This is a genomic window from Paenibacillus sanguinis 2301083 = DSM 16941, from assembly GCF_000374825.1.
GTDB classification, from domain to species: Bacteria; Bacillota; Bacilli; order Paenibacillales; family Paenibacillaceae; genus Fontibacillus; species Fontibacillus sanguinis.
On record NZ_KB895377.1, the window covers coordinates 203,781 to 229,640 of the forward strand.

27 protein-coding genes are annotated in these 25,860 nt (G+C 52.0%); 25 read left to right on the top strand and 2 right to left on the bottom strand.

The window, feature by feature from the left end; all coding sequences use genetic code 11:
* The first annotated feature begins 102 nt into the window (after positions 1 to 102).
* The 8 genes from C557_RS0104370 to C557_RS0104405 all read left to right on the top strand — a co-directional run bounded on the left by C557_RS0104370 (position 103) and on the right by C557_RS0104405 (position 8,721).
* Positions 103 to 1,254 carry an iron-containing alcohol dehydrogenase gene (locus C557_RS0104370; RefSeq protein WP_018750610.1) on the top strand — a complete coding sequence of 384 codons (1,152 nt, stop codon included), beginning with the start codon at positions 103 to 105 and terminating at the stop codon, positions 1,252 to 1,254.
* A 12-nt stretch (positions 1,255 to 1,266) separates the two neighbouring features.
* A complete protein-coding gene (rhaB, locus tag C557_RS0104375) occupies positions 1,267 to 2,739 on the top strand; it encodes a rhamnulokinase (RefSeq protein WP_018750611.1) in 1,473 nt (490 codons plus the stop codon).
* Between the two features lie 24 nt (positions 2,740 to 2,763).
* Entirely contained in the window at positions 2,764 to 4,020 is a 1,257-nt protein-coding gene (gene rhaA / locus C557_RS0104380) for an L-rhamnose isomerase (RefSeq protein WP_018750612.1), read from the top strand.
* 41 nt (positions 4,021 to 4,061) lie between these two features.
* Positions 4,062 to 4,904, top strand: coding sequence for a rhamnulose-1-phosphate aldolase (gene rhaD, locus C557_RS0104385; protein ID WP_018750613.1), 843 nt, complete (start codon positions 4,062 to 4,064; stop codon positions 4,902 to 4,904).
* Between the two features lie 222 nt (positions 4,905 to 5,126).
* Positions 5,127 to 5,381 carry a FeoA family protein gene (locus C557_RS0104390; protein ID WP_018750614.1) on the top strand — a complete coding sequence of 85 codons (255 nt, stop codon included), beginning with the start codon at positions 5,127 to 5,129 and terminating at the stop codon, positions 5,379 to 5,381.
* Positions 5,378 to 6,112: a FeoB small GTPase domain-containing protein gene (locus tag C557_RS0104395; protein WP_018750615.1), complete on the top strand. Its 735-nt coding sequence runs from the start codon at positions 5,378 to 5,380 to the stop codon at positions 6,110 to 6,112. Before C557_RS0104390 ends, C557_RS0104395 begins: the two co-directional genes overlap by 4 nt.
* Positions 6,090 to 7,496 carry a nucleoside recognition domain-containing protein gene (locus C557_RS0104400; RefSeq protein ID WP_018750616.1) on the top strand — a complete coding sequence of 469 codons (1,407 nt, stop codon included), beginning with the start codon at positions 6,090 to 6,092 and terminating at the stop codon, positions 7,494 to 7,496. Before C557_RS0104395 ends, C557_RS0104400 begins: the two co-directional genes overlap by 23 nt.
* Before the next feature lie 205 nt (positions 7,497 to 7,701).
* A complete protein-coding gene (locus tag C557_RS0104405) occupies positions 7,702 to 8,721 on the top strand; it encodes an L-rhamnose/proton symporter RhaT (protein ID WP_276202650.1) in 1,020 nt (339 codons plus the stop codon).
* A gap of 1 nt (position 8,722) precedes the next feature.
* Here C557_RS0104405 and C557_RS0104410 read toward each other — a convergent pair whose 3' ends face one another.
* Positions 8,723 to 9,376, bottom strand: a complete 654-nt coding sequence (locus C557_RS0104410; protein ID WP_018750618.1) for a GntR family transcriptional regulator — start codon at positions 9,374 to 9,376, stop codon at positions 8,723 to 8,725.
* A gap of 163 nt (positions 9,377 to 9,539) precedes the next feature.
* Here C557_RS0104410 and uxuA point away from each other — a divergent pair, with 163 nt between their 5' ends.
* The 5 genes from uxuA to C557_RS24030 all read left to right on the top strand — a co-directional run bounded on the left by uxuA (position 9,540) and on the right by C557_RS24030 (position 14,551).
* Positions 9,540 to 10,616, top strand: a complete 1,077-nt coding sequence (uxuA, locus tag C557_RS0104415; RefSeq protein WP_018750619.1) for a mannonate dehydratase — start codon at positions 9,540 to 9,542, stop codon at positions 10,614 to 10,616.
* Positions 10,616 to 12,232 carry a mannitol dehydrogenase family protein gene (locus C557_RS0104420; RefSeq protein WP_018750620.1) on the top strand — a complete coding sequence of 539 codons (1,617 nt, stop codon included), beginning with the start codon at positions 10,616 to 10,618 and terminating at the stop codon, positions 12,230 to 12,232. Before uxuA ends, C557_RS0104420 begins: the two co-directional genes overlap by 1 nt.
* 10 nt (positions 12,233 to 12,242) lie before the next feature.
* A complete protein-coding gene (locus tag C557_RS0104425) occupies positions 12,243 to 12,899 on the top strand; it encodes a bifunctional 2-keto-4-hydroxyglutarate aldolase/2-keto-3-deoxy-6-phosphogluconate aldolase (RefSeq protein ID WP_018750621.1) in 657 nt (218 codons plus the stop codon).
* 151 nt (positions 12,900 to 13,050) lie between these two features.
* Complete coding sequence (locus C557_RS0104430; RefSeq protein ID WP_018750622.1) at positions 13,051 to 13,500, top strand: DUF6097 family protein; 450 nt, start codon at positions 13,051 to 13,053, stop codon at positions 13,498 to 13,500.
* 145 nt (positions 13,501 to 13,645) lie between these two features.
* The gene (locus tag C557_RS24030) at positions 13,646 to 14,551 is read left to right on the top strand and encodes a copper amine oxidase N-terminal domain-containing protein (protein WP_018750623.1); all 906 of its coding nucleotides are present in this window, start codon (positions 13,646 to 13,648) and stop codon (positions 14,549 to 14,551) included.
* A 62-nt stretch (positions 14,552 to 14,613) separates the two neighbouring features.
* Here the strand turns inward: C557_RS24030 and C557_RS0104440 are convergent, their stop codons facing one another.
* Positions 14,614 to 15,456: an AraC family transcriptional regulator gene (locus C557_RS0104440; protein WP_018750624.1), complete on the bottom strand. Its 843-nt coding sequence runs from the start codon at positions 15,454 to 15,456 to the stop codon at positions 14,614 to 14,616.
* A gap of 208 nt (positions 15,457 to 15,664) precedes the next feature.
* Between C557_RS0104440 and C557_RS0104445 the strand changes: the two genes are divergently transcribed.
* The 12 genes from C557_RS0104445 (at position 15,665) to C557_RS0104500 (ending at position 25,849) form a co-directional block, all read left to right on the top strand.
* Positions 15,665 to 16,075 (top strand): ABC transporter permease, encoded by a 411-nt coding sequence (locus C557_RS0104445; RefSeq protein ID WP_018750625.1) that lies wholly within the window; start codon positions 15,665 to 15,667, stop codon positions 16,073 to 16,075.
* 164 nt (positions 16,076 to 16,239) lie between these two features.
* Entirely contained in the window at positions 16,240 to 17,436 is a 1,197-nt protein-coding gene (locus C557_RS24035) for an alpha/beta hydrolase (RefSeq protein ID WP_018750626.1), read from the top strand.
* Positions 17,437 to 17,693: 257 nt separating this feature from the next.
* Positions 17,694 to 18,254 carry a biotin transporter BioY gene (locus tag C557_RS0104455; protein ID WP_018750627.1) on the top strand — a complete coding sequence of 187 codons (561 nt, stop codon included), beginning with the start codon at positions 17,694 to 17,696 and terminating at the stop codon, positions 18,252 to 18,254.
* A gap of 23 nt (positions 18,255 to 18,277) precedes the next feature.
* The gene (locus C557_RS0104460; protein WP_018750628.1) at positions 18,278 to 19,774 is read left to right on the top strand and encodes a class I adenylate-forming enzyme family protein; all 1,497 of its coding nucleotides are present in this window, start codon (positions 18,278 to 18,280) and stop codon (positions 19,772 to 19,774) included.
* On the top strand, positions 19,771 to 20,922 hold the full coding sequence (locus tag C557_RS0104465) for a thiolase family protein (RefSeq protein ID WP_018750629.1): 1,152 nt from the start codon (positions 19,771 to 19,773) through the stop codon (positions 20,920 to 20,922). The genes C557_RS0104460 and C557_RS0104465 overlap by 4 nt, the downstream gene beginning before the upstream one ends.
* Positions 20,919 to 21,302 carry an FAS1-like dehydratase domain-containing protein gene (locus C557_RS0104470; RefSeq protein ID WP_018750630.1) on the top strand — a complete coding sequence of 128 codons (384 nt, stop codon included), beginning with the start codon at positions 20,919 to 20,921 and terminating at the stop codon, positions 21,300 to 21,302. Before C557_RS0104465 ends, C557_RS0104470 begins: the two co-directional genes overlap by 4 nt.
* On the top strand, positions 21,302 to 21,661 hold the full coding sequence (locus C557_RS0104475; RefSeq protein WP_018750631.1) for a MaoC family dehydratase: 360 nt from the start codon (positions 21,302 to 21,304) through the stop codon (positions 21,659 to 21,661). The genes C557_RS0104470 and C557_RS0104475 overlap by 1 nt, the downstream gene beginning before the upstream one ends.
* Positions 21,651 to 22,484 carry an SDR family NAD(P)-dependent oxidoreductase gene (locus C557_RS0104480; RefSeq protein ID WP_018750632.1) on the top strand — a complete coding sequence of 278 codons (834 nt, stop codon included), beginning with the start codon at positions 21,651 to 21,653 and terminating at the stop codon, positions 22,482 to 22,484. The genes C557_RS0104475 and C557_RS0104480 overlap by 11 nt, the downstream gene beginning before the upstream one ends.
* Positions 22,481 to 23,251 (top strand): ATP-binding cassette domain-containing protein, encoded by a 771-nt coding sequence (locus C557_RS0104485; RefSeq protein WP_018750633.1) that lies wholly within the window; start codon positions 22,481 to 22,483, stop codon positions 23,249 to 23,251. Before C557_RS0104480 ends, C557_RS0104485 begins: the two co-directional genes overlap by 4 nt.
* Positions 23,236 to 24,096, top strand: a complete 861-nt coding sequence (locus tag C557_RS0104490; protein WP_018750634.1) for an ATP-binding cassette domain-containing protein — start codon at positions 23,236 to 23,238, stop codon at positions 24,094 to 24,096. Before C557_RS0104485 ends, C557_RS0104490 begins: the two co-directional genes overlap by 16 nt.
* Positions 24,093 to 24,890, top strand: a complete 798-nt coding sequence (locus tag C557_RS0104495) for an energy-coupling factor transporter transmembrane component T family protein (protein WP_018750635.1) — start codon at positions 24,093 to 24,095, stop codon at positions 24,888 to 24,890. The genes C557_RS0104490 and C557_RS0104495 overlap by 4 nt, the downstream gene beginning before the upstream one ends.
* Entirely contained in the window at positions 24,887 to 25,849 is a 963-nt protein-coding gene (locus tag C557_RS0104500) for an NAD(P)H-dependent flavin oxidoreductase (protein ID WP_018750636.1), read from the top strand. Before C557_RS0104495 ends, C557_RS0104500 begins: the two co-directional genes overlap by 4 nt.
* Positions 25,850 to 25,860 lie beyond the last annotated feature (11 nt).

Here is a 25,860-nt window from a genome sequence, read left to right on the forward strand (position 1 = left end):
GATACAGTAAAGTCAGCCTGAACATAATTGGGTAGTATAAAGAAATGGGCAGGATGGCGGGATGATTGCTTCGTCAAATTGATTATGGAGGCTGGTCAAATTATGAGTACGCATGTGTATTATGTCCCACCGGTGAATCTGATGGGAAAGGGTTGTCTGCAGGATATGGGGCCATACATCCAGGAATTGGGCTTGAAGAAAGCGCTGGTTGTAACCGATAAATTTCTGGTGCAGAGCGGAATCGCTGGCAAAGTTACGGCTGTGCTTGATGCTATTGGTCTGGATTACACTCTGTATGATGAAGTCAAGCCCAATCCTACCTGCAAGAATGTGCATGACGGACATGATTTTCTGGTGGCCAACGGCTGTGACAGTCTGATTTCCATCGGCGGTGGTTCACCGCAGGATACAGCCAAAGCAATTGGCATTATCGCGACGAATGGCGGGCACATTTCGCAGTATGAAGGAGTTCATAAGTCCAAATCTAAAGCGTTGCCAATTGTAGCTGTCAACACAACAGCCGGGACTTCAGCCGAAGTTACGATTAATTATGTCATCACCGACGAAGAGCGCAAGGTGAAGATGGTGATGGTGGATAAAAATAGTCTGGCCTCGATCTCGGTGAATGATCCCGAGCTGATGGTCGACAAGCCGGCAGCCCTGACTGCGGCAACCGGGATGGACGCCTTGACTCATGCGATTGAAGCGCTTGTTACACCCGGATCGTATCCGGTAACCGATGCTACCGCGCTTGCAGCGGTTGAGTTGATCTTCAACCATCTCGCCCGCACGGTAAAGAACGGCCATGATATTGAAGCGAGAGAACAAATGGTTTATGCGATTTTTCTAGGCGGACTTGCCTTTAATAATGCAGGACTTGGTTATGTCCATGCGATGGCTCACCAGCTGGGTGGAGTTTATGACCTGCCCCATGGCGTGTGCAATGCGATGCTTCTTCCGATTGTGGAAGAAGAGAACGCCAAGGTGGTGCCGGAGAAGTTCCGCAAGATTGCCAAGGTGATCGGGTATGATACTCAAGGAAAGAGCGACAAGGAATGTGCGGATTATGTGATTCAGCGAATTAAGGAGCTGTCGGTGGAGGTTGGGATTCCAACCAAGCTGTCTGAGCTGGGAGTGAACGATCCTGATCTGGATTTGCTTGCGGAGAATTCCATGAAGGATGCCTGCGCACCAGGCAATCCATTCATTCCGACGAAGGAAGAAGTTATTGCGATGTTCAAAAAAATCATCTAGGAGATTGTTTCTATGACCCATCATATTGCCGTTGATATCGGCGCCTCCAGCGGGAGATTGGTGCTGGGAACGCTTCAGGACGGGAAAATTCAATTGCAAGAGATCCATCGCTTCGCCAACGGATTTCAGGAGCGGGATGGCTCCTGCTTCTGGAATATCGATGCTCTGTTTGGTGAAATCCTGACCGGGCTTGCCAAGGTCAAGGCGCAGGGAATCGAGCGGTGCACACTCGGAATTGATACCTGGGCCGTGGATTATGTGCTGCTGGATCAAGCGGGCAATCGGATTCAAGAGGTGTATGCTTATCGCGACCACCGGACCGAGCACGCCATGCAGCGTCTGGCGGAGCTCATCCCACCTGAGACCGTCTATGGCAAGACAGGGATTCAACAGTTGAACTTTAATACCCTGTATCAGCTGTTTGTGCATGATCGTGAAGAGCTGGCTCGTACCGACAGCATTCTGATGGTGCCGGATTATTTATACTACCTGTTGACTGGAAAAAAAGGCAATGAGACGACGAATGCTTCGACGACGCAGCTGTTAAATCTGGATACGCGTGACTTCGATATGGAGCTGCTGGAGCTGCTTGGCTTGCGCAAGGAGCAGTTTCCGGGCTTGATTGAACCGGGGTCTGAGCTTGGCGCGCTTCGCCCGGAGCTTATGAAGCAATACGATCTGCCGGAGTGCCGCGTCATCGTTGCCGCAACGCATGACACCGCTTCGGCCGTGCTGGGCATTCCGGCGGCCAAGGGGCGTCATGCCGCTTATCTCAGCAGCGGAACCTGGTCACTGCTCGGAGTTGAGCTGAAGCAGCCGTTGAATGATGCCAAAGCTATGGCGGCCAACTATACGAATGAGTGGGGAGCTTACGGCACATTCCGCTTCCTGAAGAACATTATGGGCCTGTGGCTGATTCAAGAGGTTCGCCGGCTGGATGGCAATCGATACAGCTTTGCAGAGCTGGCTGATCTGGCTGCGGAGGCCGAGCCTTTTCGGAGCTTGATTCCTTGTAATCATGACCGGTTCCTTAACCCGGAGCATATGATTGAGGAAATTCAGAAGGCTTGCGAGCAGTATGGCGAGCCGGTACCGGAGAGCATCGGGCAAGTGGCCCGCTGTATCTTTGACAGTCTGGCATTGTCCTACCGCACTTATTTGGAGGAGCTGGAGCTATTGACCGGTCAATCGATCGATATGCTGCAGATCGTTGGCGGGGGAGCGAACAATAAGTTGTTGTGTCAGCTTACGGCCAATATGCTGGGACGCGAAGTTTCGGCAGGACCTACCGAGTCGACGGCTCTGGGGAATCTGGCGGTACAGATGATTAGCAGCAACGTGCTGCCGAATATTGCGGAAGCCAGGGAGGTCATTGCGCATTCATTCGATATCAGATACTACAAGCCTGAGCCGGTGCAAGAATTGGAGCAGATTATGGAGCGCTGGAACAAGGTGAACAAGCTGGCGGATGCGCACAACATTTGAGATAGACGGAAGGAGACTAGCAACATGGATCAAAGCGTAGTCAATAGCTATAACGAAGCAAAGAAGTTGTATGCATCCCACGGAATTGATGTGGATCAGGTCTTGAAGCAGCTGTCGCAGATTAAAATCTCGCTGCATTGCTGGCAGGGAGATGATGTTCGGGGCTTCCTGTTCCGCGACAAGGAGCTTAGCGGCGGGATTGCCGTTACAGGCAGCTATCCGGGGCGCGCAAGCACCCCGCAGGAGCTGCGGGAGGATCTGGAGAAGGCGTTGTCGCTGATTCCCGGCAAGCACAAGGTCAACCTGCATGCAATCTATGCAGATACGGATGAGCAGGTTGATCTGGATGAGCTGGAGCCGCGCCACTTCCAGAAGTGGGTGGACTGGGCGAAGGAGCAGGGGCTGGGCCTTGATTTTAACCCGACCTATTTCTCACACCCCAATGCGGCGGATGGCTTTACGCTGAGTCATCCAAACGATGAAATCCGGGAATTCTGGATTCGTCATGGCAAGGCTTCCCGTAAAATTGCCGAGCATTTCGGCCGGGAGCTGGGTCAGACCTGCTTCACGAACTTCTGGATGCCGGATGGCTACAAAGATACCCCGGTGGATCGCCTGGCGCCGAGACAGCGGCTGGCGGCCTCGCTGGATGAGATTTTCAGCGAACCGATCGATGAGCAATTTAATGTGGACGGCGTGGAAAGCAAGCTGTTCGGGATCGGCTCGGAAAGCTATGTTGTAGGCTCGCATGAGTTCTATATGGGCTATGGATTAACGCGTGGCAAGGCCATCACACTGGATGCGGGTCATTTCCACCCGACCGAAGTGATCAGCAACAAGCTGTCGTCGATCCTGATGTTCAGCAAGCACCTGCTGCTGCATGTCAGCCGCCCGGTTCGCTGGGACAGCGACCATGTGGTGACCATGGATGATGAACTGCTGGAAATTGCTCGTGAGCTGGTTCGTGGCAACCTGCTGCCGAAGACAAGTCTGGGTCTCGATTTCTTTGACGGCAGCATCAATCATCTGGCCGCCTGGGTGATCGGAACACGGAATACGATTAAAGCGCTGCTGCGTGCCATGCTGGAGCCGGTGGAGGAATTGCGGAAAATTGAGCTGGCAGGTGATTATACCTCCCGCCTCGCTTTAGTTGAGGAATTCAAGTCTTATCCGTTTGGAGCCGTATGGGATTATTACTGTGCTTCGCAAGGCGTGCCTGTCCGAGAGCAATGGCTCAATGAGGTGAAGCAGCACGAGCAGGAAGTATTGCTGAAGAGATAAAACAACCATAATATTCAATACTTAAGGAGAGAAAAGAAATCATGACAACATCTCTGATTGAAACATCAGGATATATCGGAAGCACAGAAGCCCCTTTTATTCAGGAAATGACCGAGATTACCCATCATATGTGGAGCTTGGGCTGGGATGAAGTGAACGGCGGCAATATCAGTTATTTACTGGATGAAGCGGAGGTAGCGAAGTATATTGACATCCACAACTCCTTGCGCTCTCTGGACCTGGCCTTCCCGGTAAAGGAACTGGCCGGCAGATACTTTATCGTCACCGGATCAGGCAAGTATTTTAGAAACGTAATCAAAGACCCGGAAGCCAACCTTGGTGTGGTACGTGTATCTGATAGCGGCGAGCAAGTAGAAATTCTCTGGGGGCTGCGCAATGGGGCAAGACCAACCAGTGAGCTGGCCTCTCACTTTATGAGTCATATCGAGCGGTTGAAGGTGGATGCCAAGCATCGCATCGTTATGCACACGCATGCTACCAATGTCATTGCCATGACCTTTACCCACGATCTGGATGAAGCGAAGTTTACCAAGACCCTGTGGCAGATGTGTACGGAATGTCTTGTGGTCTTCCCGGATGGTGTAAGCATCCTGCCCTGGATGGTTCCGGGAAGCAATGAAATCGGCCGGGAAACGGCCAAGAAGATGAAGGACTACCGGATTGTCATCTGGCCGCATCATGGCATCTTTGGCACAGGCGCCACCATGGACGAAACCTTCGGTTTGATCGAGACGGTAGAGAAGGCGGCAACTGTCCACAACCTGATCGGCAGCCGAGAAATCAAGCAAGTGATTACCGATTCGGAGCTGGCCGATTTGGCCAAAGCGTTTGGCGTGGTGCCAAGGGCTGGGGTTTTAAAATAAGCATTATGTGATCAATTCAGCATAAAACTTGAAGCAGCCTGGGCTTATATGCCCAGGCTGCTTCTTTTTGATTACACAAGACGATAAATTTTCTCTTCGTATTCACCGCATATTCAGTATCAAAATTAATACTTGAATACATATTCATATAATGATAATATTGGTACGTAAATGTTTACCTAGACCAATTCTTTTTCATCAAGTAAAAAGGTGGAGGAAATGATGAATGAATCAGAAAAGTCGCTGGCAGAGGCCAAAACCGGTCAAATGGTAGAAATTAGCCGGATCGAGGTTCAAGGTGTGCTGAGGCGGCGTTTGCTTGATCTGGGCTTTGTACCGGGAAATACCGTGGAGGTGTTGCAGAGCAGTCCGCTAGGTGATCCGGTAGCTTATCGTGTGAATCAAACGATGATTGCTCTGCGGCGGGAAGAAAGCTCTTTGATTTATGGAATCTTTGAAGGAGTGGGAAGGGAATGAAGCAATACACAGTCGCATTGGCGGGAAATCCGAATACAGGCAAGAGCACGCTCTTCAATGCCTTGACTGGACTCCGCCAGCACACAGGGAATTGGGCGGGCAAAACGGTCGATTTGGCGATGGGAAATGTAGAGCATCACGACTGCTTGTTTCGAATGGTCGATTTGCCGGGCACGTATTCCTTATTCTCCAATTCGACGGATGAAGAGGTGGCTCGGGATTTCATTCTGTTTGAACAGCCGGACGTCACGATTGTCGTGCTGGACGCCACTTCGCTTGAGCGAAATTTGAATTTGACCTTGCAGGTGCTGGAAATTACCGCTCAGGTCGTGGTCTGTATTAATTTGATGGATGAGGCGGAGCGTTTGGGTATACGGATTGATGTTGAGCAAATCAGACGCAAGCTGGGCGTTCCGGTCATTCCGGTATCGGCACGGAACAAATCGGGCCTGGCGGAGCTGCTTGATCAAATCGAGAGCATAGCCAAGGGAGCCGTAGCTTTGAAGCCGCTTGGTGTGCGCTATGGGGAAGAAATTGAGCAGAAAATCGCCGCCTTGACTCCTTACATTATCGAGCAAATTGGCGATCAGCTTCCGGTGCGCTGGGTAGCGCTGCGCTTGATTGATGGCGAGCAGGGAATCCTGCAAACCATTATGGAACGGCGGCAAGCCCCGACAGACCCATTTATGAGCGAGGGGGTGAAGGATTATGGGCAATCCGCTTGCCACTAACGCACCCGACTCCTTAAACAAGCTGATGTCGATGGCCAGGGAGCTAACTGGGGGAGCCGAAATGCGCGATGCCATTGTCAGCGATATTTATAGAGCCTCCCGAGAAATCTGCCAGGGTGCAATTTATTATGAGGATAAGCAAAAGCTGAAAACGACATACCGCCTGGACAAAATTGCCACGTCCAAGATTTGGGGCTTTCCGATTATGCTGGCCATTCTGGGCGTTGTCTTCTGGATTACGATTGCCGGTGCCAATTATCCGTCCGGCTGGCTTGCCGACCTGTTCGGCGTGGCCGAGGGTTATCTTACTCGCGCCTTCCAGGCGATGAATGCTCCCGCTTGGCTGCATGGCGTGCTCGTGCTGGGCTTTTTTCGCGGAACGGGTTGGGTCATCAGTGTAATGCTGCCGCCGATGGCAATTTTCTTTCCGGTATTTGCCCTTTTGGAGAACTTCGGATATCTACCGCGAGTTGCTTTTAACATGGACCGCTTGTTCAAGAAATCGGGAGGCCACGGCAAGCAGGCGCTAACTATGTCTATGGGCTTTGGATGTAATGCGGCAGCGATTTTATCCACACGGATCATTGAGTCGCCGCGGGAACGCATGCTGGCTATTATTACGAACAACTTTGTTCCTTGCAACGGCCGCTGGCCTACGTTGATCTTGCTTGCTTCCTTGTTTATGGTGACGGGGGTAGCCAGCGGGCTGCAAAGCTTCGCTACTGCGCTGGTGGTTATGGGGATGGTGCTGTTTGGCATTGTTGTGACTCTGCTGGTGTCCTGGACGCTGTCCAAAACGCTGCTGAGAGGGGTGCCCACTCACTATACCCTGGAGCTGCCGCCTTATCGCAGACCCCAGGTATGGAAAACCATCCTGCTGTCCTCGCGCGATAAGTCGTTGAATGTGCTGATGCGCGCTGTTGTTGTCGCGGCTCCGGCCGGGGTCATCACCTGGATTTTGGGCAACACCTTTGTAGGTGGGGATAGCATTCTGAATCATGCCGCTGGTTTTTTAGACCCGTTTGCTCAATTATTTGGTCTGGACGGGTTTATTCTTATGGCCTTTATTCTAGGACTGCCGGCGAATGAAATCGTTCTGCCGATTTTGCTGATGGGCTATATGTCCTCTGGAGCGCTGGTGGATGCGGATGGTCTGGAAAATATCAAAACTATCTTTCTTCAGCACCACTGGACCTGGCTGACCGCGTTAAATATGATGCTGTTCTCCTTGCTGCATTATCCTTGCGGAACGACGCTTGTGAACATTTATAAAGAAACGAAGAGTATGAAATGGGCGGTTCTCTCCGCGCTCATCCCGCTGTCTATTGCCTTGGCAGTCACCTTTATCGTTGCGCAGGCGGCCCGGATGTTTGGCTGGGTTTAGGGCATAGTAAGCCGATCTCTTCATCCGCAGGATAAGGAAAAGGTTTCACCATTCGGCTCAGCTCATAAATCAGGAATCTCAAAAATGAGTATGATAATGCTCTAATTATGTAGGTTGTATTATTGCTTCTCTCTCTTTATAGTAAACATGATTGTACATATAAAAGCTAGCCTCTTACCGAGGCAGGAGGAGAGAGAATCAATTGTTGACCGGGTTTTTGCTCTTATTATTGGCTTGTTTCTTTCAAGGAAGTTTTGGACTTGGCATGAAGAAATATCAACCTTTTTCGTGGGAGGCCTTCTGGGTCGTCTTTTCCGTAGTCGGTATTTTACTTGTTCCCTGGTTGTGGACCTGGATTGAAGTCCCGGAATTTCTGGATTATGTTCGCGAGACTCCGCTTAAGGTGCTTGGCCTGGCTTCCTTGTGTGGCTTGCTATGGGGGATTAGCTCCGTTCTGTTCGGCAAAGCGGTGGATACAATAGGTGTGTCACTGACGTATGGTGTAAATATGGGGATTTCTGCCTCGCTAGGTTCGCTTATTCCGCTGCTTCTGTTCGGCAATCTGCCAAGGGCAGCTTCCTTCATCATGTTGCTTGCTGGCATGGTCATCATGCTGGGTGGGGTTGTGGTGATTACCAAGGCCGGTCTGGATAAGGAGAAGCGGCTCAAGCAGCAGGGAGGAAGTCAAGGTCAGACTTCCGCTCCGTCATTACCGTTGTCCCAAGGGCTGCTTATGGCTTCCATTGCCGGGCTTGGCTCGGCGGCTATGAACATCGGCTTCACCTATGCGAACCGGACGCTGGATATCGCTGCAGAACATGGGGTATCCGAGACGAGCGCCAGCCTGATTCCGTGGGTGGTTACCTTATCCGGCGGTTTTGTGGCGAACTTTGCCTATGCCTGCTTCAAGCTGATCCAGAACCGGACCTATCGCGATTATGCCAAGCCGGGCTGTGGCAAGGCGTATGCCAAGGCCATCGGAACCGCATTGATCTGGTTTTTTGCTCTGGGCTTCTATGCGAAGGCCACGGTGCTGCTTGGCCCAATCGGCTCCAGTGTGGGCTGGCTGGCCTTTAACGGCCTGGCTCTGATCGTTAGCAATGCCTGGGGCTTGAAGGACGGAGAATGGACGGGCTTCCCCGGGCCGAAGAAGCAGCTTATGATGGGGAACGGCATTCTAATCGCGTCCTGGATTGTGGTCGGTATCGCCAACAGCCTGGCGTAGATCAAGGCTTAATATATTCCGCAAAATTTTCCTGTAAGTACCGTGAATTAATATCCTCCCTGAGGTGGTGATGGATCAGCGCATCTAGCTGGTCCATTTCTTTATGCATCATAAGCTCCAGCATCGTTTGATGCTCATGGTGGATTTCCACCAGCTTCTCCCTCCTTAACATATGCAATCGGCGGTATCTGGCGTAATGGATACTGGACTGCTGAATGAGGTCCCACAGGAACTCCCGGCCAGCCAACCGGAACAAGCAATGATGAAAGGCATCATCCAGATTCAGAAACCGCTCACTGTCTTCGCCTTCATGGATCACCGCCTGCTGCTGATTCAATATCTCCTTGAGCTCATGAACACCTGTGAGCAGGAGGCGGGAGGACAATTCTTTAATAATTTCCTTTTCCAGCACACTGCGCAAATAGATCATTTGCTCCACCGATTTCAAATCAATGAAGGAAACAAGGTTGCCCTTTTTGGGATAAATATCGATATAGGACTCCAGACTAAGCTGCTTTAACACATCGCGAAGCGGAGTCCTTGAAATTTGATAACGTTCGGATAAGGCGGTCTCGCTTAAGATGGAGCCGGGCTTGAGCTTTAACGTAACTATTTCTTGTTTCAGGGTATTTCTGATTTTCTCTTTAATTGACATTTATACTCCTGCTTTGTTTTTTTATCTAGTATACATGATTTGGTTTTGCAGAGAAAGCAGATTGCTGAAATAATCCGTGTTGACAAACAAAAGAACCTGTTTTATGATCAAACCGATCTTGTATACAAGAATATTTATCATTTCAAGGGAGGCCTGATTTGTAATGAACATGACATGGCGGTGGTATGGGGAAGGGAACGACAATATTACACTGGACCATATTCGGCAAATTCCTGGAGTTATGGGAATTGTTTGGTCTTTGCACAACAAGATAGCCGGAGAGGTCTGGGAGATGGAACAGATTCAGGAAGTGGCAGATCAGATTGCGAGCAAAGGGTTCAGCACCGCCGTTGTGGAGAGCGTTAATGTTCATGATGATATTAAAATCGGCCTTCCTACACGCGATCATTATATTGACATTTATATCGATACGATCCGTAAGTTATCCAAAGTAGGCGTGAAGGTAATCTGCTACAACTTCATGCCGATTTTTGACTGGACGCGTACGGAGCTATATAAAGAGCTTCCCGATGGATCTAACGCACTGTTTTATGAAAAGGCTGCCATTCTTGATCATCCGCGGGAGATGGTGGATCGGATTCTGGCTGGCGCCGGGGCGTTTACGATGCCGGGCTGGGAACCTGAGCGGCTGGCCAAGCTTGATGAGCTCTTTGCGGCTTATGCCGATGTGTCGGAAGAAAAGCTGTTTGAGAATCTGAAATATTTTCTGGAGCGGATTATTCCGGTATGTGAGGAAGTGGATATCAAGATGGCAATTCACCCGGATGATCCGGCATGGCCGATCTTTGGCTTGCCGCGCATTATCCGCAGCCGTGATACGATCCGCCGGATGTTGGATGCCGTGGACAGTCCATACAATGGTCTAACCTTCTGTACCGGGTCGCTGGGGACAAATCCGGACAATGATCTGCCGGCGATGATTCGTGAATTCCATGACCGGATTCACTTTGCTCATATCCGTAATGTAAAGGTATTTGAGAACGGAGACTTTATCGAGGTATCCCACCGTGGACGCGACGGCAGCGTAGATATTGCTGAAGTGGTCAAGGCCTATCACGAAAGCGGTTATACCGGTTATGTACGTCCTGATCACGGGCGTCATCTATGGGGAGAAGAAGCTGATTGCCGTCCGGGGTATGGCCTGTATGATCGCGCGCTGGGTATTATGTATTTGCTTGGGGTTTGGGACAGTCTGGAGAATGCAAGGGAGGCAAAATAATGCTTCGTTTATCTTTAAGCAGTATTTGCCATGAAGCCTCTGCCTGGGCTTCTGCGGGTGTGGAGCTGCCGAAGTTTGATATTGCTCAGGTGACGGAGAACACCCGGGAGAAGCCGCAGTGGGTTCATTTCGGTGCGGGCAACATCTTCCGGGGCTTCGTAGCCAATGCCCATCAGCGCCTGCTTAACAGCGGGAAAGCAGATACCGGAATTATCGCCGTCAACTCCTATGATCTGGATAAGGTGGACACCAATCGCAAGCCTTCCGGCATTTTAACGTTGCTTGTGCTGATCAATGCTCGCGGGGAATTTTATAAGAGCGTGGTCGGCAGCATTGTCGATACGATTACAGCGGACCCGGCCTGGGAAGCTGAATATGCCCGCTTAATCAGCGTCTTTGAGCAGCCGAGCCTGCAAATGGCCAGCTTCACCATCACGGAGAAGGGGTACGCCCTCACCGGACCCGATGGGGACTATCTGGATAACGCGAAGCAAGACATTGAAAATGGCCCGGCTGCCCCGAAGCATACCATGAGCAAGGTTGCTGCACTGGCGTACCGCCGCTATCTGAAAGGCGCTTATCCGCTGAGCTTTGTCAGCATGGATAATTGCTCTCATAACGGCGACAAGCTCAAGCACGCGGTCGTGACAATTGCCCGGGAGTGGGTGAAGAAGGGCTTCGTGGAAGCAGGTTTTATCGCTTACCTTGAAGACGAGAGCCGGATCACCTTCCCCTTGTCCATGATCGATAAGATTACACCGCGCCCATCTGAACAGGTGCAGGCGGCGTTGCTGGAGCAGGGGATTGGGGGGATGGAGGTGGATATTACCGCTCAAAATACCTATATTGCTCCTTTCGTTAATGCAGAGATCAGCGAATATCTGGTGATTGAGGACAAATTTGCAGGCGGCCGTCCGCCCCTGGAGGAAGCAGGAATCATTCTGACGGACCGGGATACGGTCAATAAAGTCGAGACGATGAAGGTGACGACCTGCTTGAATCCGCTTCACACCGCCCTTGCGGTAACGGGCTGTCTTCTGGGCTACACCCTAATCTCGGATACGATGAAGGATGCCACACTCCGCAAATTAGTAGAAACGATAGGCTACGCCGAAGGGCTGCCGGTTGTGGTTGATCCGGGCATTATTAATCCGAAGCAGTTCCTCGACGAGGTACTGCAGGAGCGGTTCGCTAATCCGTTTATTCCTGATTCACCGCAAAGAATAGCGTCGGATACTTCACAAAAGGTAGGAATCCGGTTTGGAGAGACGATCAAATCCTATATTCGCAGAGAGGATCTGAATCCGGCAAGCCTGACGGCAATTCCACTGGCGATTGCTGCCTGGTGCCGCTATTTGACAGGGATCGATGATACAGGCAAGCCGTTCACACCAAGTCCTGACCCTTTGCTTGCGGTGCTGCAAGGACATCTGGCGGGAGTTAAGCTGGGGGACACGACCTCAGGTATACGCGCCATCCTGGAGGATGAGCAAATCTTTGGGGTTTCCTTATACTCCGCCGGGTTGGGGGAGAAGATCGAGCAAATGTTCTATGAAATGCTGGAGGCCCCGGGTGCGGTGCGGAATACATTAAATAAATACTTGGAATTGCTGTAAGGAGGAACCGATGAAGAAGCTCAAGGTATTGGGAGGTTTGCAGGAGTGCGGTGTGGTGGCGGTCATCCGGGCAGACAGTGCGGAGGAAGCCTACAACATGGCCGCCGCTTGTATGGATGGTGGACTCACCAACCTGGAGGTGACGTTCACAACACCAGATGCCCAGGAGGTCATCCGGCGATTGACCGCCGAATATGGCGACCGGGCATTGGTAGGCGCTGGCACGGTGCTTGATCCGGTAACTGCGCGGATTGCCATGCTGGCGGGCGCAGAGTTTGTGGTTAGCCCTTTCTTTGATCAGGAGACCGCCCAGCTATGTAATCTGTACGGTATTCCCTATATGCCGGGAGTGCTGACGCTAAGCGAAATCAAAGAGGCGTTGAAGCACGGAGCCGATATTGTGAAGCTGTTCCCGGGCAGCGCGTATGGCCCCGGCTTCGTCAAGGCGGTGAAGGGTCCGATGCCTCATGTCAACATGATGCCGACAGGCGGAGTTGATCTCGATAACATGGAGCAGTGGCTCAAGGCAGGCTGCCTGGCGGTGGGCATTGGCGGTAATCTGACTGCCCCGGCCCAGGAGGGCCGTTACGACCGGATTACCGAATTGGCGGCAGCTTATGTAGCCCGATTCAAGGCTTGCTCTATAGCGAGTTCTAAAAAGGCATAGAAACCATTGCAAATAATACCTAAGGCCCAGGAGAACAACGGTATTTCGCAAATACAGTACCAGGATACTAATGATTTGCACCTCGGTTGATAGTATAATAATCACATTGTCTTTGTAATTGATTATACTATTTTTGAGGATGTGCTGTACGATGAATGTCGGAAGAATTCTGTTAAAAACGCTGGAATTCAGCCACGAGCTGGATGTGCTGCATAAGCATATTACAACGAACCAATTGCCAGTCAGAAAGAGCGATTCCTTTGACAAGCAATGCTTTTTCCTGGAGGAATATCTTAAGGAAGACACCTATCAATCCGTATATCGCAAGATGAACGCTGTCAACAAATGGTCTGGCATTGTAGCCGCCCCTGTGTTCCTGATTATTGCAGTGGCATTTGTATATGGGAAGTGGATCAATCCATCCTTCGACGTAATCGGGTTCTTCGTAGATAACCCGATGTTGTATATTGTGCCTGCTATTCTGATTGTCATTACTTTAATGTTGGCGTTGGTTCATCAAATCTTGCGCAAGAAGCTCTATGAACAAATTTACCCGAGGTTAAAGGCCAAATTAGAGGTAAGAGAATTAGAATATGAATAAGCAGCATAAGCAAGCATGAAATTGCAAAAAGCCGAATGATCCCAAAAACAATTTGGGTCATTTCGGTTTTTTAGTTTATATATTAATAGGCAGGCGATTTATATTTATCTATGAGGACTATCGATACGAAGGAGATAATGGATTAATGAAAAAACAGGGCTTTCTCATGTTCTCCATTTTGTTGGCAACAGCAATATTCTGGAGCAGTGCAGCGTCAGCCGAAAATTCAGAGGTGAATCTAAATATCAATGGGCAGAACCTAACCCATGAGAAGGCGCTTATCATCAATCAAACGACTATGGTACCGATTCGAGCCATTAGTGAAATTCCTTTATTCACGGTGAATTGGGACAATGCAACCAAGACTGTTTCTGTTCACGATGCCTTATCCAGGGAAACGCTTAAGTTAACTATTGGAAGCAAGGAAGCGCTGAAAGGAACGGAAAAAATAGCAGCTAGCCAAGCTCCACGTATTGTAAATGGCTCGGTGTATGTGCCCTTGCGATTGATTGCGGAGTCTCTGGACACGTTGACGTTCTGGGATTCAACGACAAGAACCGCCGTCGTTTATCCTGCCCCGAGAAATCCGGATACGGAAAGTAGCGACCTAGCGGTGGCACGTCAGGCAGTTCTGGAGCTGCCTGACATTAGCTTGAAAGCTCATCTGGGTTTCACCATGGATATACGGAATACGCAATATTACTTCCCTTATGGTCAAGCCAAAAGGTTCTTCACCCGAGAGAGCAAGTATGTCCGCTATTATGAGGTTCGTGATTATGCGGCGTGGCAGGTCTGGGAAGGAGAAGTTACAACCAAACCATCAGGTGAACCGGATGTGATCAATAATATTGTTCCGGCTGTGAGCAAGGAATGGGGAGAGCGTCCTGCTTACATTGGAGACTATGTCTACTACTCCCATGGATGGATGGCAGGTACTCTTCAATATGGAATTCTTACGAAAGCCGGGGAATACAATGAGGTGGACAACGTGAATAACATCTTTGACAAAATTAAGATTTATCCAATTCCCGGCGAGGAACGAGTCGATTAATACAACCATGAGGATAAAGGAAAGGGATTGAGAGCGTCTTACATTCTCAGTCCCTTTTTGAGTTAACTGAAGTATTGCTTGCGGAAGTGGAAAGGGGATATCCCTACGTTTTGCTTGAAGCAAGCCGAGAAATAGGGAGCATAGCGAAAACCGATTTCCTCGGCGATCCGTTCGATGGACCACTCCGTGGTGATTAACAGCCGCTTGGCTTGCTCCAGGCGGAAATCCTGCAAATATTCCAGCGGGGTACGCCCATATCTCGACTTCATGCAGCGGACAATATAATTGCTATGAAAATGAAGAGCCGAGGACAGAGCCTTGTTGGTAACCTTCTCCCGATAATGCTCCCGAATGTAGGCAGAGGCTTTCTCAGCCAGTCGCGCTGCAGCCAATCCAGCTTCACTAATTTCCCCTTCCTCCAGCATGGATAACAGATCGGTCAGGCAGCGTTGCTCCTGCCAGAACGAATGGGTCATTGGCAAGGCAAGCAGCTGCTCCATCAGGGCATGAATTGCCGCAGGGCTGGATAGCTGCGCATGCTTGGGCAGGCGTAGTGTATAGGCGTTGTTGAAGGGACGCGATAGGGATGGCGCATCCTCCGCTTGGGGTTGAATTGGCGGTAGATGATGCTCGAAATGAACCCAGTAAAATATAGTATCCTGCTCGCAAGGCTTCACAGCGTAATGCTCAGCGTCCGGTTCGAGGAGCAGGGTATCGCCCTGTTGCAAGGTCCATTCCTGGCCATCCTCTCCGATATGCAGTTCACCTTTCACCATGATCAACAGGTCATAGATCCCCAGCTTCTTGCGGTTAGGGTGACGATCTCCTATAGAGAATTCCGAACGGCCAGAGCCCAAATAATAAGGCAATGGTGGAATTTGAAGCTCGACAATTTCTGCACTCAATGATTCGATCCTCCATCCCTGAGTCCATGCTGTTCATGAGAAAAGCATATAGTTGAGAGAGAGAAGAGTCAATCCCAAAAGCGGCTTATGAACATCCCTGTATATTTTAGATAAAAGAAATATAATAAGGGCATAGGTATTGAACGTGGACTATATAACAACTCAAAGCAGCTGTCGCTAAAATAGAAAAGAGATATAGGAGGACCGTATGCCAAATAGAGCGCTCAAAATTAGTATGGATCGCTGTGTCATAGAGGCAATTCTACATAGCTCATTGCTTGAGCTTGGAATGGTGCTTCGCTTTGCAAAAATCTATCTCATAGAGGGTCTTGGCCTTTTCCTTGCGGTATCTCCTGTCATAGCTATGGTGTATCGGTTAAAAAAGGGCTATTGGCTGGCTTTAATATTTGCTGAAATTTATTCGTTTTTTGGTCTTTTTGCAGGAATGCAAAATACAATGCGCTCCCTCTATCCAATTACTGCGGCATTTTCTGTAGCAGGATACTATGAGACCACACCGACTCAGTGGGTTGCCAGCCTGTTCAGCTTGTTGGCGTGCGGAGGTTTATCAGGGTTGCTTTTACAAAGGTTGGATCAAAGAAAAAAGAGTTACATCTGACTTGAAAATACGGAATGCACGGTTGAAGGCTCATCTAACAAATATATACAATAAGCTGGGAGTTGAATCTCGTGTTTATTCTCAGGTAGAATAGGTTAAAATAGAAGCATGCAATTCATATATAAGCAACAAGCATTGGAGAAGGATGAAGGAGATGTGAACCGATGGAAGAACTAAGCCCATGGGCAAAGAGTAAAAAATGGTTATGGAAAATTGCAATTGCACTCGCTGTTCTTTTTGCAGTATTAGTGTTTCTGATTGTGTTGGGAACGCTTCTGTTTGCTCCGTTAGCGAACGATTTTGCTATGGTTAGTCATATCATGTGGCCAACTATAGGCCAGTATATAGTTGTTATCAGTTTGTTTTCTTTTGGGGTTCTTGGTTATATAGCAATCAAACGACGTAAGACGGTTCCGGTGGTTATGGCTAGCATTGCTTTGATTGCTTTGTTTGGTTCAACGGGGATAGTAACTCATGAACTTCAATTTATTAAGCAGCATGGAGGCAAAGCCAGTGCATTAAAAGCGTTGTTTCCTTCTAAAAATCCTACTGATCGGACTGCACTGGAGGAGTATACAGCGCCAAATGGCAAGACTTATCCCATTGCTGTATTTGCTCCTGAGAATTCGTCCAAGCCAGCTCCGATCATTATGCATATCCATGGGGGAAGTTGGCTAATGGGGACCTTCGAGGATTTTGCTGCGGATGATTATTATTTCTCTAAACAGGGATATCTTGTATTTGATGTGGAGTACCCTCTTTCTACACCTAGTGACCCGACTTGGGAGGACGCACCAGCTGCCGTATCCAGCGCCCTTGCCTGGGTGGGTGAGAACGCTGGCAGGTGGAATGGAGATACCTCTAAAATTATATTGACCGGGGAATCTGCAGGCGGAAATCTTGCAACCTTAGTCGGATATGCTGCTGCCGCAGGTAAAGCACAAAGTGGAGATAATGTTCCTGTTCCTGCAGCGATTGCTGTAGACTATCCGGCAATAGATCCCCCTGCACTCAAGGAAACATTAAAAGAGGCGCTTGAGCAGTTGATTGGAGGAGCATTTGATGATCATCCTGAACGTTTAGCTGCAATATCGGCAGAGACTTATTTCTCTGAGAACGCTCCGCCGACCTTTATACTTCAACCAGCTGCGGATACGGTTGTTGTGCCGGAGAGTGTTAAGGGATTTGCAGAGCGTGCTAAGGCTGCTGGAATTGATGTTACCTTGATTGAATTTCCATATGGCCCCCATGCGTTTGATATTATGTTTGCTGATTCTATTGCTAACCAAGCGTGGCGGAGTCTTATGTTAAATTACCTTCATGAAAAAGGGCTAGGGCCAGAAGGATCCACCAATTCATGAAAGTAAGTTAATTTGAAGCAAAGTTAAATTAGAGCTGGCACCAAACATATCTGGTGCCAGCTCTTTTCTGTATTTCAAGATGGTCATACTACCAGGTCAGAAGAATCATGGGATTCGTCAAGCAGTATCAGAAAATGATTTAATACATTTGGATGTATTGTTAACCTTTTTCTGATAAAAGTGGTTTACAATTGGCGAGCGGCGAAATATAATTCAAAGCATACATTTCTCATTTCGCAATGGGTGGAGGAACAACGATGAAGACGAAGGATTTGGTATACGCCTCGCTGTTAGCTGCATTCATTTCCGTACTAGGCCTGCTTCCGCCCCTTCCGTTAGGATTTATCCCGGTTCCGATTACCGCGCAGACACTTGGGGTTATGCTGGCCGGGTCCTTTCTGGGCCGAAAAACGGGAGCCATTAGCCTGCTCTTGTTCATTATTTTAGTGGCTATCGGCTTGCCGGTATTGTCCGGTGGCCGGGGAGGCTTCGCTGCACTGGTTGGTCCGTCGGCCGGGTATATTTTGAGCTTTCCCATTGCCGCTTATGCCATCGGTTGGGCAACAGAAAAGGTATGGCGGAGCCTGAAAACCTGGAAAATGCTAATCATTCATATTGGCTTTGGCGTGTTGCTGGTGAACCTGATTGGCGCTCCGGTCATGGCGCTGATTACGAATACATCCATCTGGGCGGGCTTGCTGGGGGCAGCCGCATATCTTCCCGGTGATCTGATCAAGGCAGTGGCCGCAAGTCTGATTGCGATGCAGCTTAGAGCGGTCAGTCCCATTGAGGACAAAATACATAGCTCAGCATCTTGAGTTTAGTCTGGACGTGATTGAACATGAACTTACTGTTGCCTATCTTGAATCATGCTATAAAGGAACCGGATCAAACCGCCATTTCCCACGCGCGAGGCTCATTGACATATTCGGAGCTGGTAGAACGGGTGCAGAAGGTGGCCTGTGGTCTGCGCAAAATGGCCGGCTTTGGTACTCGTGATAAAGTAGCCATTCTATCGCAGAATCGCGCAGAGTTCGTTGAGGTCTTCCTTGGGACTCTCTATGCCGGGGGAGTGCCCGTTGTGCTTGATCCCAAATGGAGTGCCTGCGAAGTCGCTGCGGTGATCCGGCAATGCAGTCCCAAGGTTCTGGTTCATGATCAGGACCTGACCGGGATCGCGGCGGGGGAGGACGATGGATGCGAGCGCTTTGCCTTCTCGGGTGATGGCCAACCGCCAGGAAGTTATGATATGTGGCTGGCTGCTCAAGAGCCAAGATTAGTGATGGAAGCTGCGCATGAGCTGTTGTTCATCGGATTCACCTCAGGGACAACAGGTATGCCCAAAGGGTATGCCCGTACACCTAGCTCGTGGCTGCGTAGCTTTGAGGCTACGGGTCAGGCCTTTGAGCTAGGTCACATGAAGCAGGTGATGGCTCCCGGGCCGTTGGCTCATTCCATCTCGCTGTTTGCCCTGATGCAATGCCTGGTTGGCGGGGGCACCTTTCATATGCAAACGAGGTTTGCGGCGACAGATGTGCTGAAGCTGTGCGCCAGCATACCGGGGATGATCTTGTATGTGGTGCCGACCATGATCGATGCGCTGCTTGAGGCAGCAGATGGCGGTCAATACTTCATCGGGGCGTTAATCAGCTCGGGAGGGCTATGGTCCGAGCGCTCCAAAAAGCGATGCCGGGAGCGCTTTGCCGGGACCAGGCTTTATGAATATTACGGCTCGTCCGAGGCGAGCTATATCAGCTATGCCGATGCGAGTCAGGAACAGCAGCCGGGCTGCCTGGGCAAGCCCTTTAAGGGCGTAGAGGTGTCCATCCGCGATGAGCATTTCCGCGAGCTGTCGCCAGGAGCAGCCGGGTTGCTTTATGTTCGCAGCCCCATGCTGTTTGCCGGCTATTATGGCTTAGCCGAGGAGACGCAGGCGGTGTTTCGGGACGGCTGGCTAAGAACAGGAGACTATGTGCATATGGACGACCATGGTACGCTCTATCTGGCCGGGCGTTTGCAAAATATGATTAAAACAGGCGGGCTAAAGGTTTTTCCGGAGGAAGTGGAGCAGGTGCTGCGGCGCATTCCTTCCATCCGGGAGGTCATGGTGTTTGGCAAGCCGGATGAGCATTGGGGCGAGCAGGTCACGGCGATCATTCAATGGCGCAAGGGCTTGCGCTGGAGCCTGGAGGACATCAAAGCCTACTGTCTCCAGCGATTGGCCAGCTATAAAATTCCCAAGGAGCTTATTGCCGTGAACCGCTTCAGCTATACCAGCAGCGGCAAGATAGCCCGCCGGCAGATGATAGAAGTGATGAAAGGAGATAGCAGCTTATGACAAAGGCCGTAATTGTTATGGCGAAGCGCACCCCTATTGGACGTATAGGGGGAGTGTTTAGTGAGCTTGAGCCGGAAGCGCTGCTTGCTCCGCTCATCCGTCAGCTGCTGTCCGAGACGGGAGTGGCGCAGGACCGTGTGGATGATGTCATTATCGGCAATGTGGTTGGACCGGGCGGAAATATCGCCCGGGTTGCGGCTTTGGCGGCCGGGCTTCCTGTTAGCGTGCCCGGCGTCACGATTGATCGCCAGTGCGGCTCCGGCCTGGAGGCGATTCATCTGGCCGCACGGCTGATCCAAAGCGGGGCCGGTGATATCTATTTGGCCGGAGGGGTGGAGAGCACGAGCCGGGCGCCATGGCGGATGCGCAAGCCGCAGACGCTAACGGGCGTGCCCGAGCTGTACACGCGGGCGCCGTTTACCCCTGCGGCTTATGGTGATCCGGAGATGGGAGTAGCGGCGGAGAATGTGGCCCGTGCCTGCGACATCTCCAGGGAGGCCCAGGATGTATATGCTCTGCGCAGCCATCAGAAGGCCGTGCTGTCTCAGCAGACGGGAAGGTTTCGGCAGGAGATCGTACCGATTCAGGCCGGAGAGAGGCTGATCGATGAAGATGAATGTCCCCGAGCGGATACCAGCCTGGACAAGCTGCGCCAGCTTAGGCCTGTTTTTCTCGAAGGGGGAACGGTCACGGCGGGGAATGCCTGTCCCATTAATGATGGAGCCGCGCTCGTGCTCATCATGTCGGCGGAGAAGTGCCGCGAGCTCAAGCTGCAACCGGTGCTGCATGTTGTAGATACGCGGGTGGTCGGAGTGGACCCGCACTATCTGGGATTAGGTCCGGTCCCGGCGCTGCGCAGTCTGCTGCAAAGACATCAGCTAACCGTGGATGACCTGGATGTGGTGGAATTTAACGAAGCCTTTGCCGCTCAGGTGCTGGGTTCCTTGCAGGAGCTGGGGATTCCGCAGGACAAAGTGAATCCTGGCGGCGGGGCGCTGGCTTTGGGCCATCCTTATGGGGCATCCGGGGCGGTTCTGATGACCCGTCTGTATGCGGAGATGCTGCATAAGCCCTTTAAGCGCGGGGCGGCTGCGCTTGGTGTCGGCGGAGGATTGGGAATGGCCACCCTGGTAGAGGCCGCGCTATGAACCGGCTTGTTTTTCCCTATTGTCTGACAGCCGAAGCGATTATGACCTATGGACATAGCATAGCAGCTCCTTTGCAACAAGTGGACGGCTGCCTTGTGGCCCCGCCAACGATGCCGATCACCTTCTGGCATACTGATGAGGTACCATGGCTGGCCAAGGAGAAGGCGCTGATTCATGGTCAGCAGTCCTTTCGCTATGAGACGCCCTTGAAGGCGGGAGATCAACTGGCTTGCGAGTTGGCGTTAATCAAATGCGAGACAAAAGCAGGCCGCAGCGGCCAACTCATCTTGTATACGCATCGGCTGGAATGCTGGTGCCGGGGCGAGTTGGCCGTGACAGCGGACACGGTGTTAATTTCCAGAGAAGGGGGGACCAACTGATGATGAATAAGGCAATGAAGATTACAGAAGAGGCCCTGCGGCAATATGCAGCAGCTTCCGGCGATGTATCCGCCCTTCACCTTGAGCCTGATGCGGCGAAGCAAGCTGGCTTCGAGCGTCCGATTGCGCACGGGATGTACATTATGGGCTTGGCGCATTCCTTGTATCTAAGCCAGCACCCTGCCTCCTGGATCAAATCCTCCCAAATGACCTTTATCCGTCCGCTGCTTGTGGACACCACGGCTTATTTTGCCTACGCTTCTGTCGATGATAAGGTTGAGCTTCACGTGACTGAAGAAGGCGGCGATCTGGTAGCCCGGGGATATCTCATTGTGAGGGAGGCTTTGGATGGTGAATAGACCCGCTCGAAAAATGGCTCTTATTACCGGCGCGACCCGGGGAATTGGCCGCAGCCTGGCCCTCCAGCTTGCCCAAAGCGGGTATCTGGTAGCCGTGAACGGCTTGCGGCCAGACGCGATTGAGCTGGTTATAGAAGAGATACATACCCGGGGCGGGGAAGCCTTGGGTTATTGCGCTGATGTTGCAGATGCCACACAGGTGGCAGCCATGATGAAGGCCATTGCCGAGGAAGCTGGCCCGGTTGATGTCCTCATTCATAATGCGGGCATGGTGCGGGACCGCAAATGCAAGCAAATGACGGAGGAGGAATGGCAATCGGTGCTGAATGTGCATCTGAATGGCGCCTTCTACTGCATCCGGGAAGTGCTGCCCCATATGTCCGGGCGCGGCGGGGATATCGTGCTGATGACCTCGACAGCCGGACTGCAGGGCTCCGCCGGGCAAGTGAATTATAGTGCCGCCAAGGCGGGGATGCTGGGGATGGTCTGGACGCTGGCGGAGGAGCTGAAAGGGGAGCGTATCCGCGTCAATGCCGTGGCTCCGGCGGCACTCACCGATATGACCAGCCCCGTAATCGAACACTTGCAGGCCAAGCATGCCCTTCGCAACGAGCCGTTTCCCGAATTTTGGAATGTAGGGACTTCGGAGGAAGTGGCCCGCTTTGTCGACCTGCTCCTGAAGCAGCCGGACGCTCATTTGACCGGTGAAATTTTTGGCATTAACGGTACAGCGGTGACCTTATGGCAGAAGCCCGTCAAGCGGTGGACCACCGATGATCCGGCGCTGGCTTTCGGGCGCTGGAGAAGCGGGGGTGAGGGATGATGCTTATTGCATTGGAGCAGGTAGACTTCTTTTACCGGGCTGGGCAGCCGGTTCTGGAGCAGGTGAGCTTGACGCTGCAAGCGGGCGAGTTCGTGTCCATCATCGGGGGCAATGGCTCTGGCAAGTCCACGCTGGCCCGGCTGATGGCAGGCTTGCAATCGCCTGGACGGGGGCGAATTCGCAAGGGGGAGAACGTGCGGGTGGGCATTGTTTTTCAACATCCGGATGACCAGTTCATCACCACGACCGTGGAGGATGAAATCGTGTTTGGTATGGAAAATATCGGACTTTCCCGCGAAGAGATGCATGCACGTCTCCATGAGGTCTTGCGGGCCGTTGAGATGGAGGAATACAGACAGGCTCAGCCGCACCGGTTATCCGGCGGCCAGAAGCAGCGGGCAGCCATTGCTGCCGTCCTGGCTATGCGGCCGCAGATGATTATATTCGATGAAGCGACCTCGATGCTGGATGCTCAGGGTCGGCAGCAGATGATGTATATCCTTCAGGAGCTGCGCCGCCAAGGGGTGACTCTCGTGCAGATTACTCATCATATGGACGAAGTCCTTCATGCCCAGCGTGTTCTGGTGCTGCATCAAGGGCGAGTTGCCTTTGACGGACTGCCTTCGGAGGCATTCCGCACACTGCCGTTAGCCGAGTACGGCCTACAGCAGCCCTTTGCTGCCCGGGTGCAGCAGGCGCTAGGGATTGAGACAGCTATCGGCCCGGATTGGAAGGAGCTGATTCGCACGCAATGGCATACCGATTAGACGGAGTAAGCGTGAGCTATGCCGGGGTGACCGCTCTCCGGCAGATAAGCTGCACCCTTGATGAGGGCAAGTGGATCGCGGTGATCGGAGCCAGCGGGGCTGGCAAATCCACACTAGCTCATCTGCTCAAAGGGCTTGTTCCCGAGTTTGCTGGAGCGTATACGATCCATGGACAGCCTGTGCCCCGGGATGCCCGTGGCCGGGTGGCAGTCCTGCCGCAGATCGGTCTGGTGTTTCAGCAGCCGGAGCGTCAAATCTTTGAGACTACCGTATCCAAGGAGCTTGCTTTTGCCCCTCGCATGCAAGGCTGGTCTTCCCGGCAGATCGACGAGGCCATTCGGGGCGTGCTGCCGCTGGTGGGTCTGGATGAAGGACTGCTGCCATTGGCGCCTTTTCAGCTAAGCGGAGGGCAAATGCGGCGTGTTGCGCTGGCATCGGTGCTGCTGACGGACCCGAAGCTGCTGATTCTTGATGAACCAACAGCAGGGCTTGATGCACCCGGCCGGGCGGAGATATTGCAAATGCTGCGTGCCTGGCAGCAGGAGAAGCGGCGCACGGTGCTGTTCATTTCGCATCATATGGAGGATGTGGCAGAGTATTCGGATGAGGTGCTGGTGCTTCATAAGGGACGGCTTCTTGGACATGAGCAGGCTGACTGCTTGTTTCTGAGCCATGCCGAATTGTTGCAGCAGGCTGGGCTGCCGCTGCCGGAAGCCATACAATTGCTGCACCTGATCCAGGAACTGTCCGGGCAGCCCATAGAACCGGCTGGCTGCCGGGAGCAGGATATTCTGCGCTGTGTCATTCCGGTGTGGCAGGCGAGAGGAAGAGGGCTTAAGACATGAACAGCAGGATGATTCTGGGGCAATTTATGGACAGAGATTCGTTGCTTCACCGGCTTGATCCCCGAACGAAGCTGCTTGGCATGCTGCTGGTGATGCTGGGGGCAATGTCTCTGCACTCGCTGCGGCAATTTGTGATCATTACGGGGTTTGTGCTGTTCACGGCGCTGATGTCCAAAGTTCCGTGGATTAGCTATTGGCAGATGCTGCGGCCTGTAAGGCTTATTCTGTTGTTTACTTTTCTCTATAACATCTTCGCCACACCCGGGACGCATACGATCTGGTCCTGGTCCTGGATCATGCTAACGCAGGAGGGCATTTGGGCGGGCGTATCTGTTACCTGGCGCCTTGTGTTGTTGATTGTAGCAGCCTCAATATTAACGTTGACCACCAAGCCATTGATATTGGCGAAAGGCCTGGAGAGCCTGTTATCCCCGTTGTCCAAACTGCGAGTGCCTGTCAGCCAAGTCTCCTTGATGGTTGTCATTGCGATTCGCTTCATCCCTACGATTATGGAGGAACTGGAGCGGATTATCATAGCCCAGAAGGCTCGGGGCTATGATCTGGCAGCGGTGCGAATGCCAAAGCGTCTGCTCGCGTATATTCCCATCGTCATTCCACTCTTGATGACAACGATCCAGCGGGCCGAGCAGCTAACGATGGCTATCGAGGCCAGGGCATTCGGGAATGGACAGGGAAGAAGCACATTCAGGCCGCTGACCTTGAGGGCACAGGATTTTTGGGCAGGCGGATGCCTGCTTTTACTGCTATTTATGATATGGAGGACAAATGGATGAACTGGAGCACACGTTTGACCCGGCGATTGAATATCAAGTACCCCATTATTCAAGGCGGGCTGGCCTATCTGGGAGATGCGGGCCTGGCGGCAGCCGTATCCAATGCAGGCGGGCTGGGGCAGATTACCGCGATGAGCCTTCCGAATGCCGATGTCCTGCGTAAAGAGATTAGGCAGGCACGGACGCTTACGGACAAGCCCTTTGGGGTGAACCTGGCGTTAGGCATGCACCATGCCGATTTCCATGAGCGGCTGCAAATCATCATGGAAGAGCAGGTCCCGGTCGTCTCCATAACAGGGGGCAATCCAGCCGAGATTTTGCAAATCTTGAGTGCTACGGAAATCGCCACCCTGGTGCTGGTGTCCTCGCGCAGGCAGGCGCAGAAGGCCGAGCAGCTAGGCGCCTCGGCTGTCATTGCCGTCGGGCACGAGGGGGGAGGACATCTGGGACGCGATGGTGTGGGGACGATGGTACTGGTTCCCCGCGTGGTGGATGCGGTGCAAATCCCCGTCATTGCAGCCGGAGGAATCGGTGACGGACGTGGCTGGATGGCGGCACAGGCCTTGGGAGCGGAGGGAATCCTGATGGGCACCCGTTTTATCGCAACACAGGAATGTACCGCAGCGGCGGCTTCCTATCAGCGTGCATTGGTTCAGAGCTCGGAAGCGGACACCACCATCATCAAGCAATCGATTCAATTTCCTGCCAGGGTACTGCGCAACTCCTTCGCCGAGCGCATTCTGGAGCTGGAGCGCAGCGATCCCGGTTATGAGAAGCTGAAGCCATGGATTAGCGGGGAAGTTAACCGGCGGTGGATTCATGATGGCAACGAGGAAGCTGGCTTTGGCTGGGCCGGTCAGGTGACAGGCCTGATTCAGGATATCCCCACGGTATCTGAGCTGATCAAGCGCATGGTGCAGCAGGCAGAACAAATCAAAAGCGCTTGGGGGAGAAGTTAAAGGCCCCAAGC

Excerpts from the sequence above, each read along its gene's own strand:
- C557_RS0104370 (WP_018750610.1), top strand. The coding sequence starts at position 103 with ATGAGTACGCATGTGTATTATGTCCCACCGGTGAATCTGATGGGAAAG.
- rhaB (WP_018750611.1), top strand. The coding sequence starts at position 1,267 with ATGACCCATCATATTGCCGTTGATATCGGCGCCTCCAGCGGGAGATTG.
- rhaA (WP_018750612.1), top strand. The coding sequence starts at position 2,764 with ATGGATCAAAGCGTAGTCAATAGCTATAACGAAGCAAAGAAGTTGTAT.
- rhaD (WP_018750613.1), top strand. The coding sequence starts at position 4,062 with ATGACAACATCTCTGATTGAAACATCAGGATATATCGGAAGCACAGAA.
- C557_RS0104390 (WP_018750614.1), top strand. The coding sequence starts at position 5,127 with ATGAATGAATCAGAAAAGTCGCTGGCAGAGGCCAAAACCGGTCAAATG.
- C557_RS0104395 (WP_018750615.1), top strand. The coding sequence starts at position 5,378 with ATGAAGCAATACACAGTCGCATTGGCGGGAAATCCGAATACAGGCAAG.
- C557_RS0104400 (WP_018750616.1), top strand. The coding sequence starts at position 6,090 with ATGGGCAATCCGCTTGCCACTAACGCACCCGACTCCTTAAACAAGCTG.
- C557_RS0104410 (WP_018750618.1), bottom strand. The coding sequence starts at position 9,376 with ATGTCAATTAAAGAGAAAATCAGAAATACCCTGAAACAAGAAATAGTT.
- uxuA (WP_018750619.1), top strand. The coding sequence starts at position 9,540 with ATGAACATGACATGGCGGTGGTATGGGGAAGGGAACGACAATATTACA.
- C557_RS0104420 (WP_018750620.1), top strand. The coding sequence starts at position 10,616 with ATGCTTCGTTTATCTTTAAGCAGTATTTGCCATGAAGCCTCTGCCTGG.
- C557_RS0104425 (WP_018750621.1), top strand. The coding sequence starts at position 12,243 with ATGAAGAAGCTCAAGGTATTGGGAGGTTTGCAGGAGTGCGGTGTGGTG.
- C557_RS0104430 (WP_018750622.1), top strand. The coding sequence starts at position 13,051 with ATGAATGTCGGAAGAATTCTGTTAAAAACGCTGGAATTCAGCCACGAG.
- C557_RS24030 (WP_018750623.1), top strand. The coding sequence starts at position 13,646 with ATGAAAAAACAGGGCTTTCTCATGTTCTCCATTTTGTTGGCAACAGCA.
- C557_RS0104445 (WP_018750625.1), top strand. The coding sequence starts at position 15,665 with ATGCCAAATAGAGCGCTCAAAATTAGTATGGATCGCTGTGTCATAGAG.
- C557_RS24035 (WP_018750626.1), top strand. The coding sequence starts at position 16,240 with ATGGAAGAACTAAGCCCATGGGCAAAGAGTAAAAAATGGTTATGGAAA.
- C557_RS0104455 (WP_018750627.1), top strand. The coding sequence starts at position 17,694 with ATGAAGACGAAGGATTTGGTATACGCCTCGCTGTTAGCTGCATTCATT.
- C557_RS0104460 (WP_018750628.1), top strand. The coding sequence starts at position 18,278 with ATGAACTTACTGTTGCCTATCTTGAATCATGCTATAAAGGAACCGGAT.
- C557_RS0104465 (WP_018750629.1), top strand. The coding sequence starts at position 19,771 with ATGACAAAGGCCGTAATTGTTATGGCGAAGCGCACCCCTATTGGACGT.
- C557_RS0104470 (WP_018750630.1), top strand. The coding sequence starts at position 20,919 with ATGAACCGGCTTGTTTTTCCCTATTGTCTGACAGCCGAAGCGATTATG.
- C557_RS0104475 (WP_018750631.1), top strand. The coding sequence starts at position 21,302 with ATGATGAATAAGGCAATGAAGATTACAGAAGAGGCCCTGCGGCAATAT.
- C557_RS0104480 (WP_018750632.1), top strand. The coding sequence starts at position 21,651 with ATGGTGAATAGACCCGCTCGAAAAATGGCTCTTATTACCGGCGCGACC.
- C557_RS0104485 (WP_018750633.1), top strand. The coding sequence starts at position 22,481 with ATGATGCTTATTGCATTGGAGCAGGTAGACTTCTTTTACCGGGCTGGG.
- C557_RS0104490 (WP_018750634.1), top strand. The coding sequence starts at position 23,236 with ATGGCATACCGATTAGACGGAGTAAGCGTGAGCTATGCCGGGGTGACC.
- C557_RS0104495 (WP_018750635.1), top strand. The coding sequence starts at position 24,093 with ATGAACAGCAGGATGATTCTGGGGCAATTTATGGACAGAGATTCGTTG.
- C557_RS0104500 (WP_018750636.1), top strand. The coding sequence starts at position 24,887 with ATGAACTGGAGCACACGTTTGACCCGGCGATTGAATATCAAGTACCCC.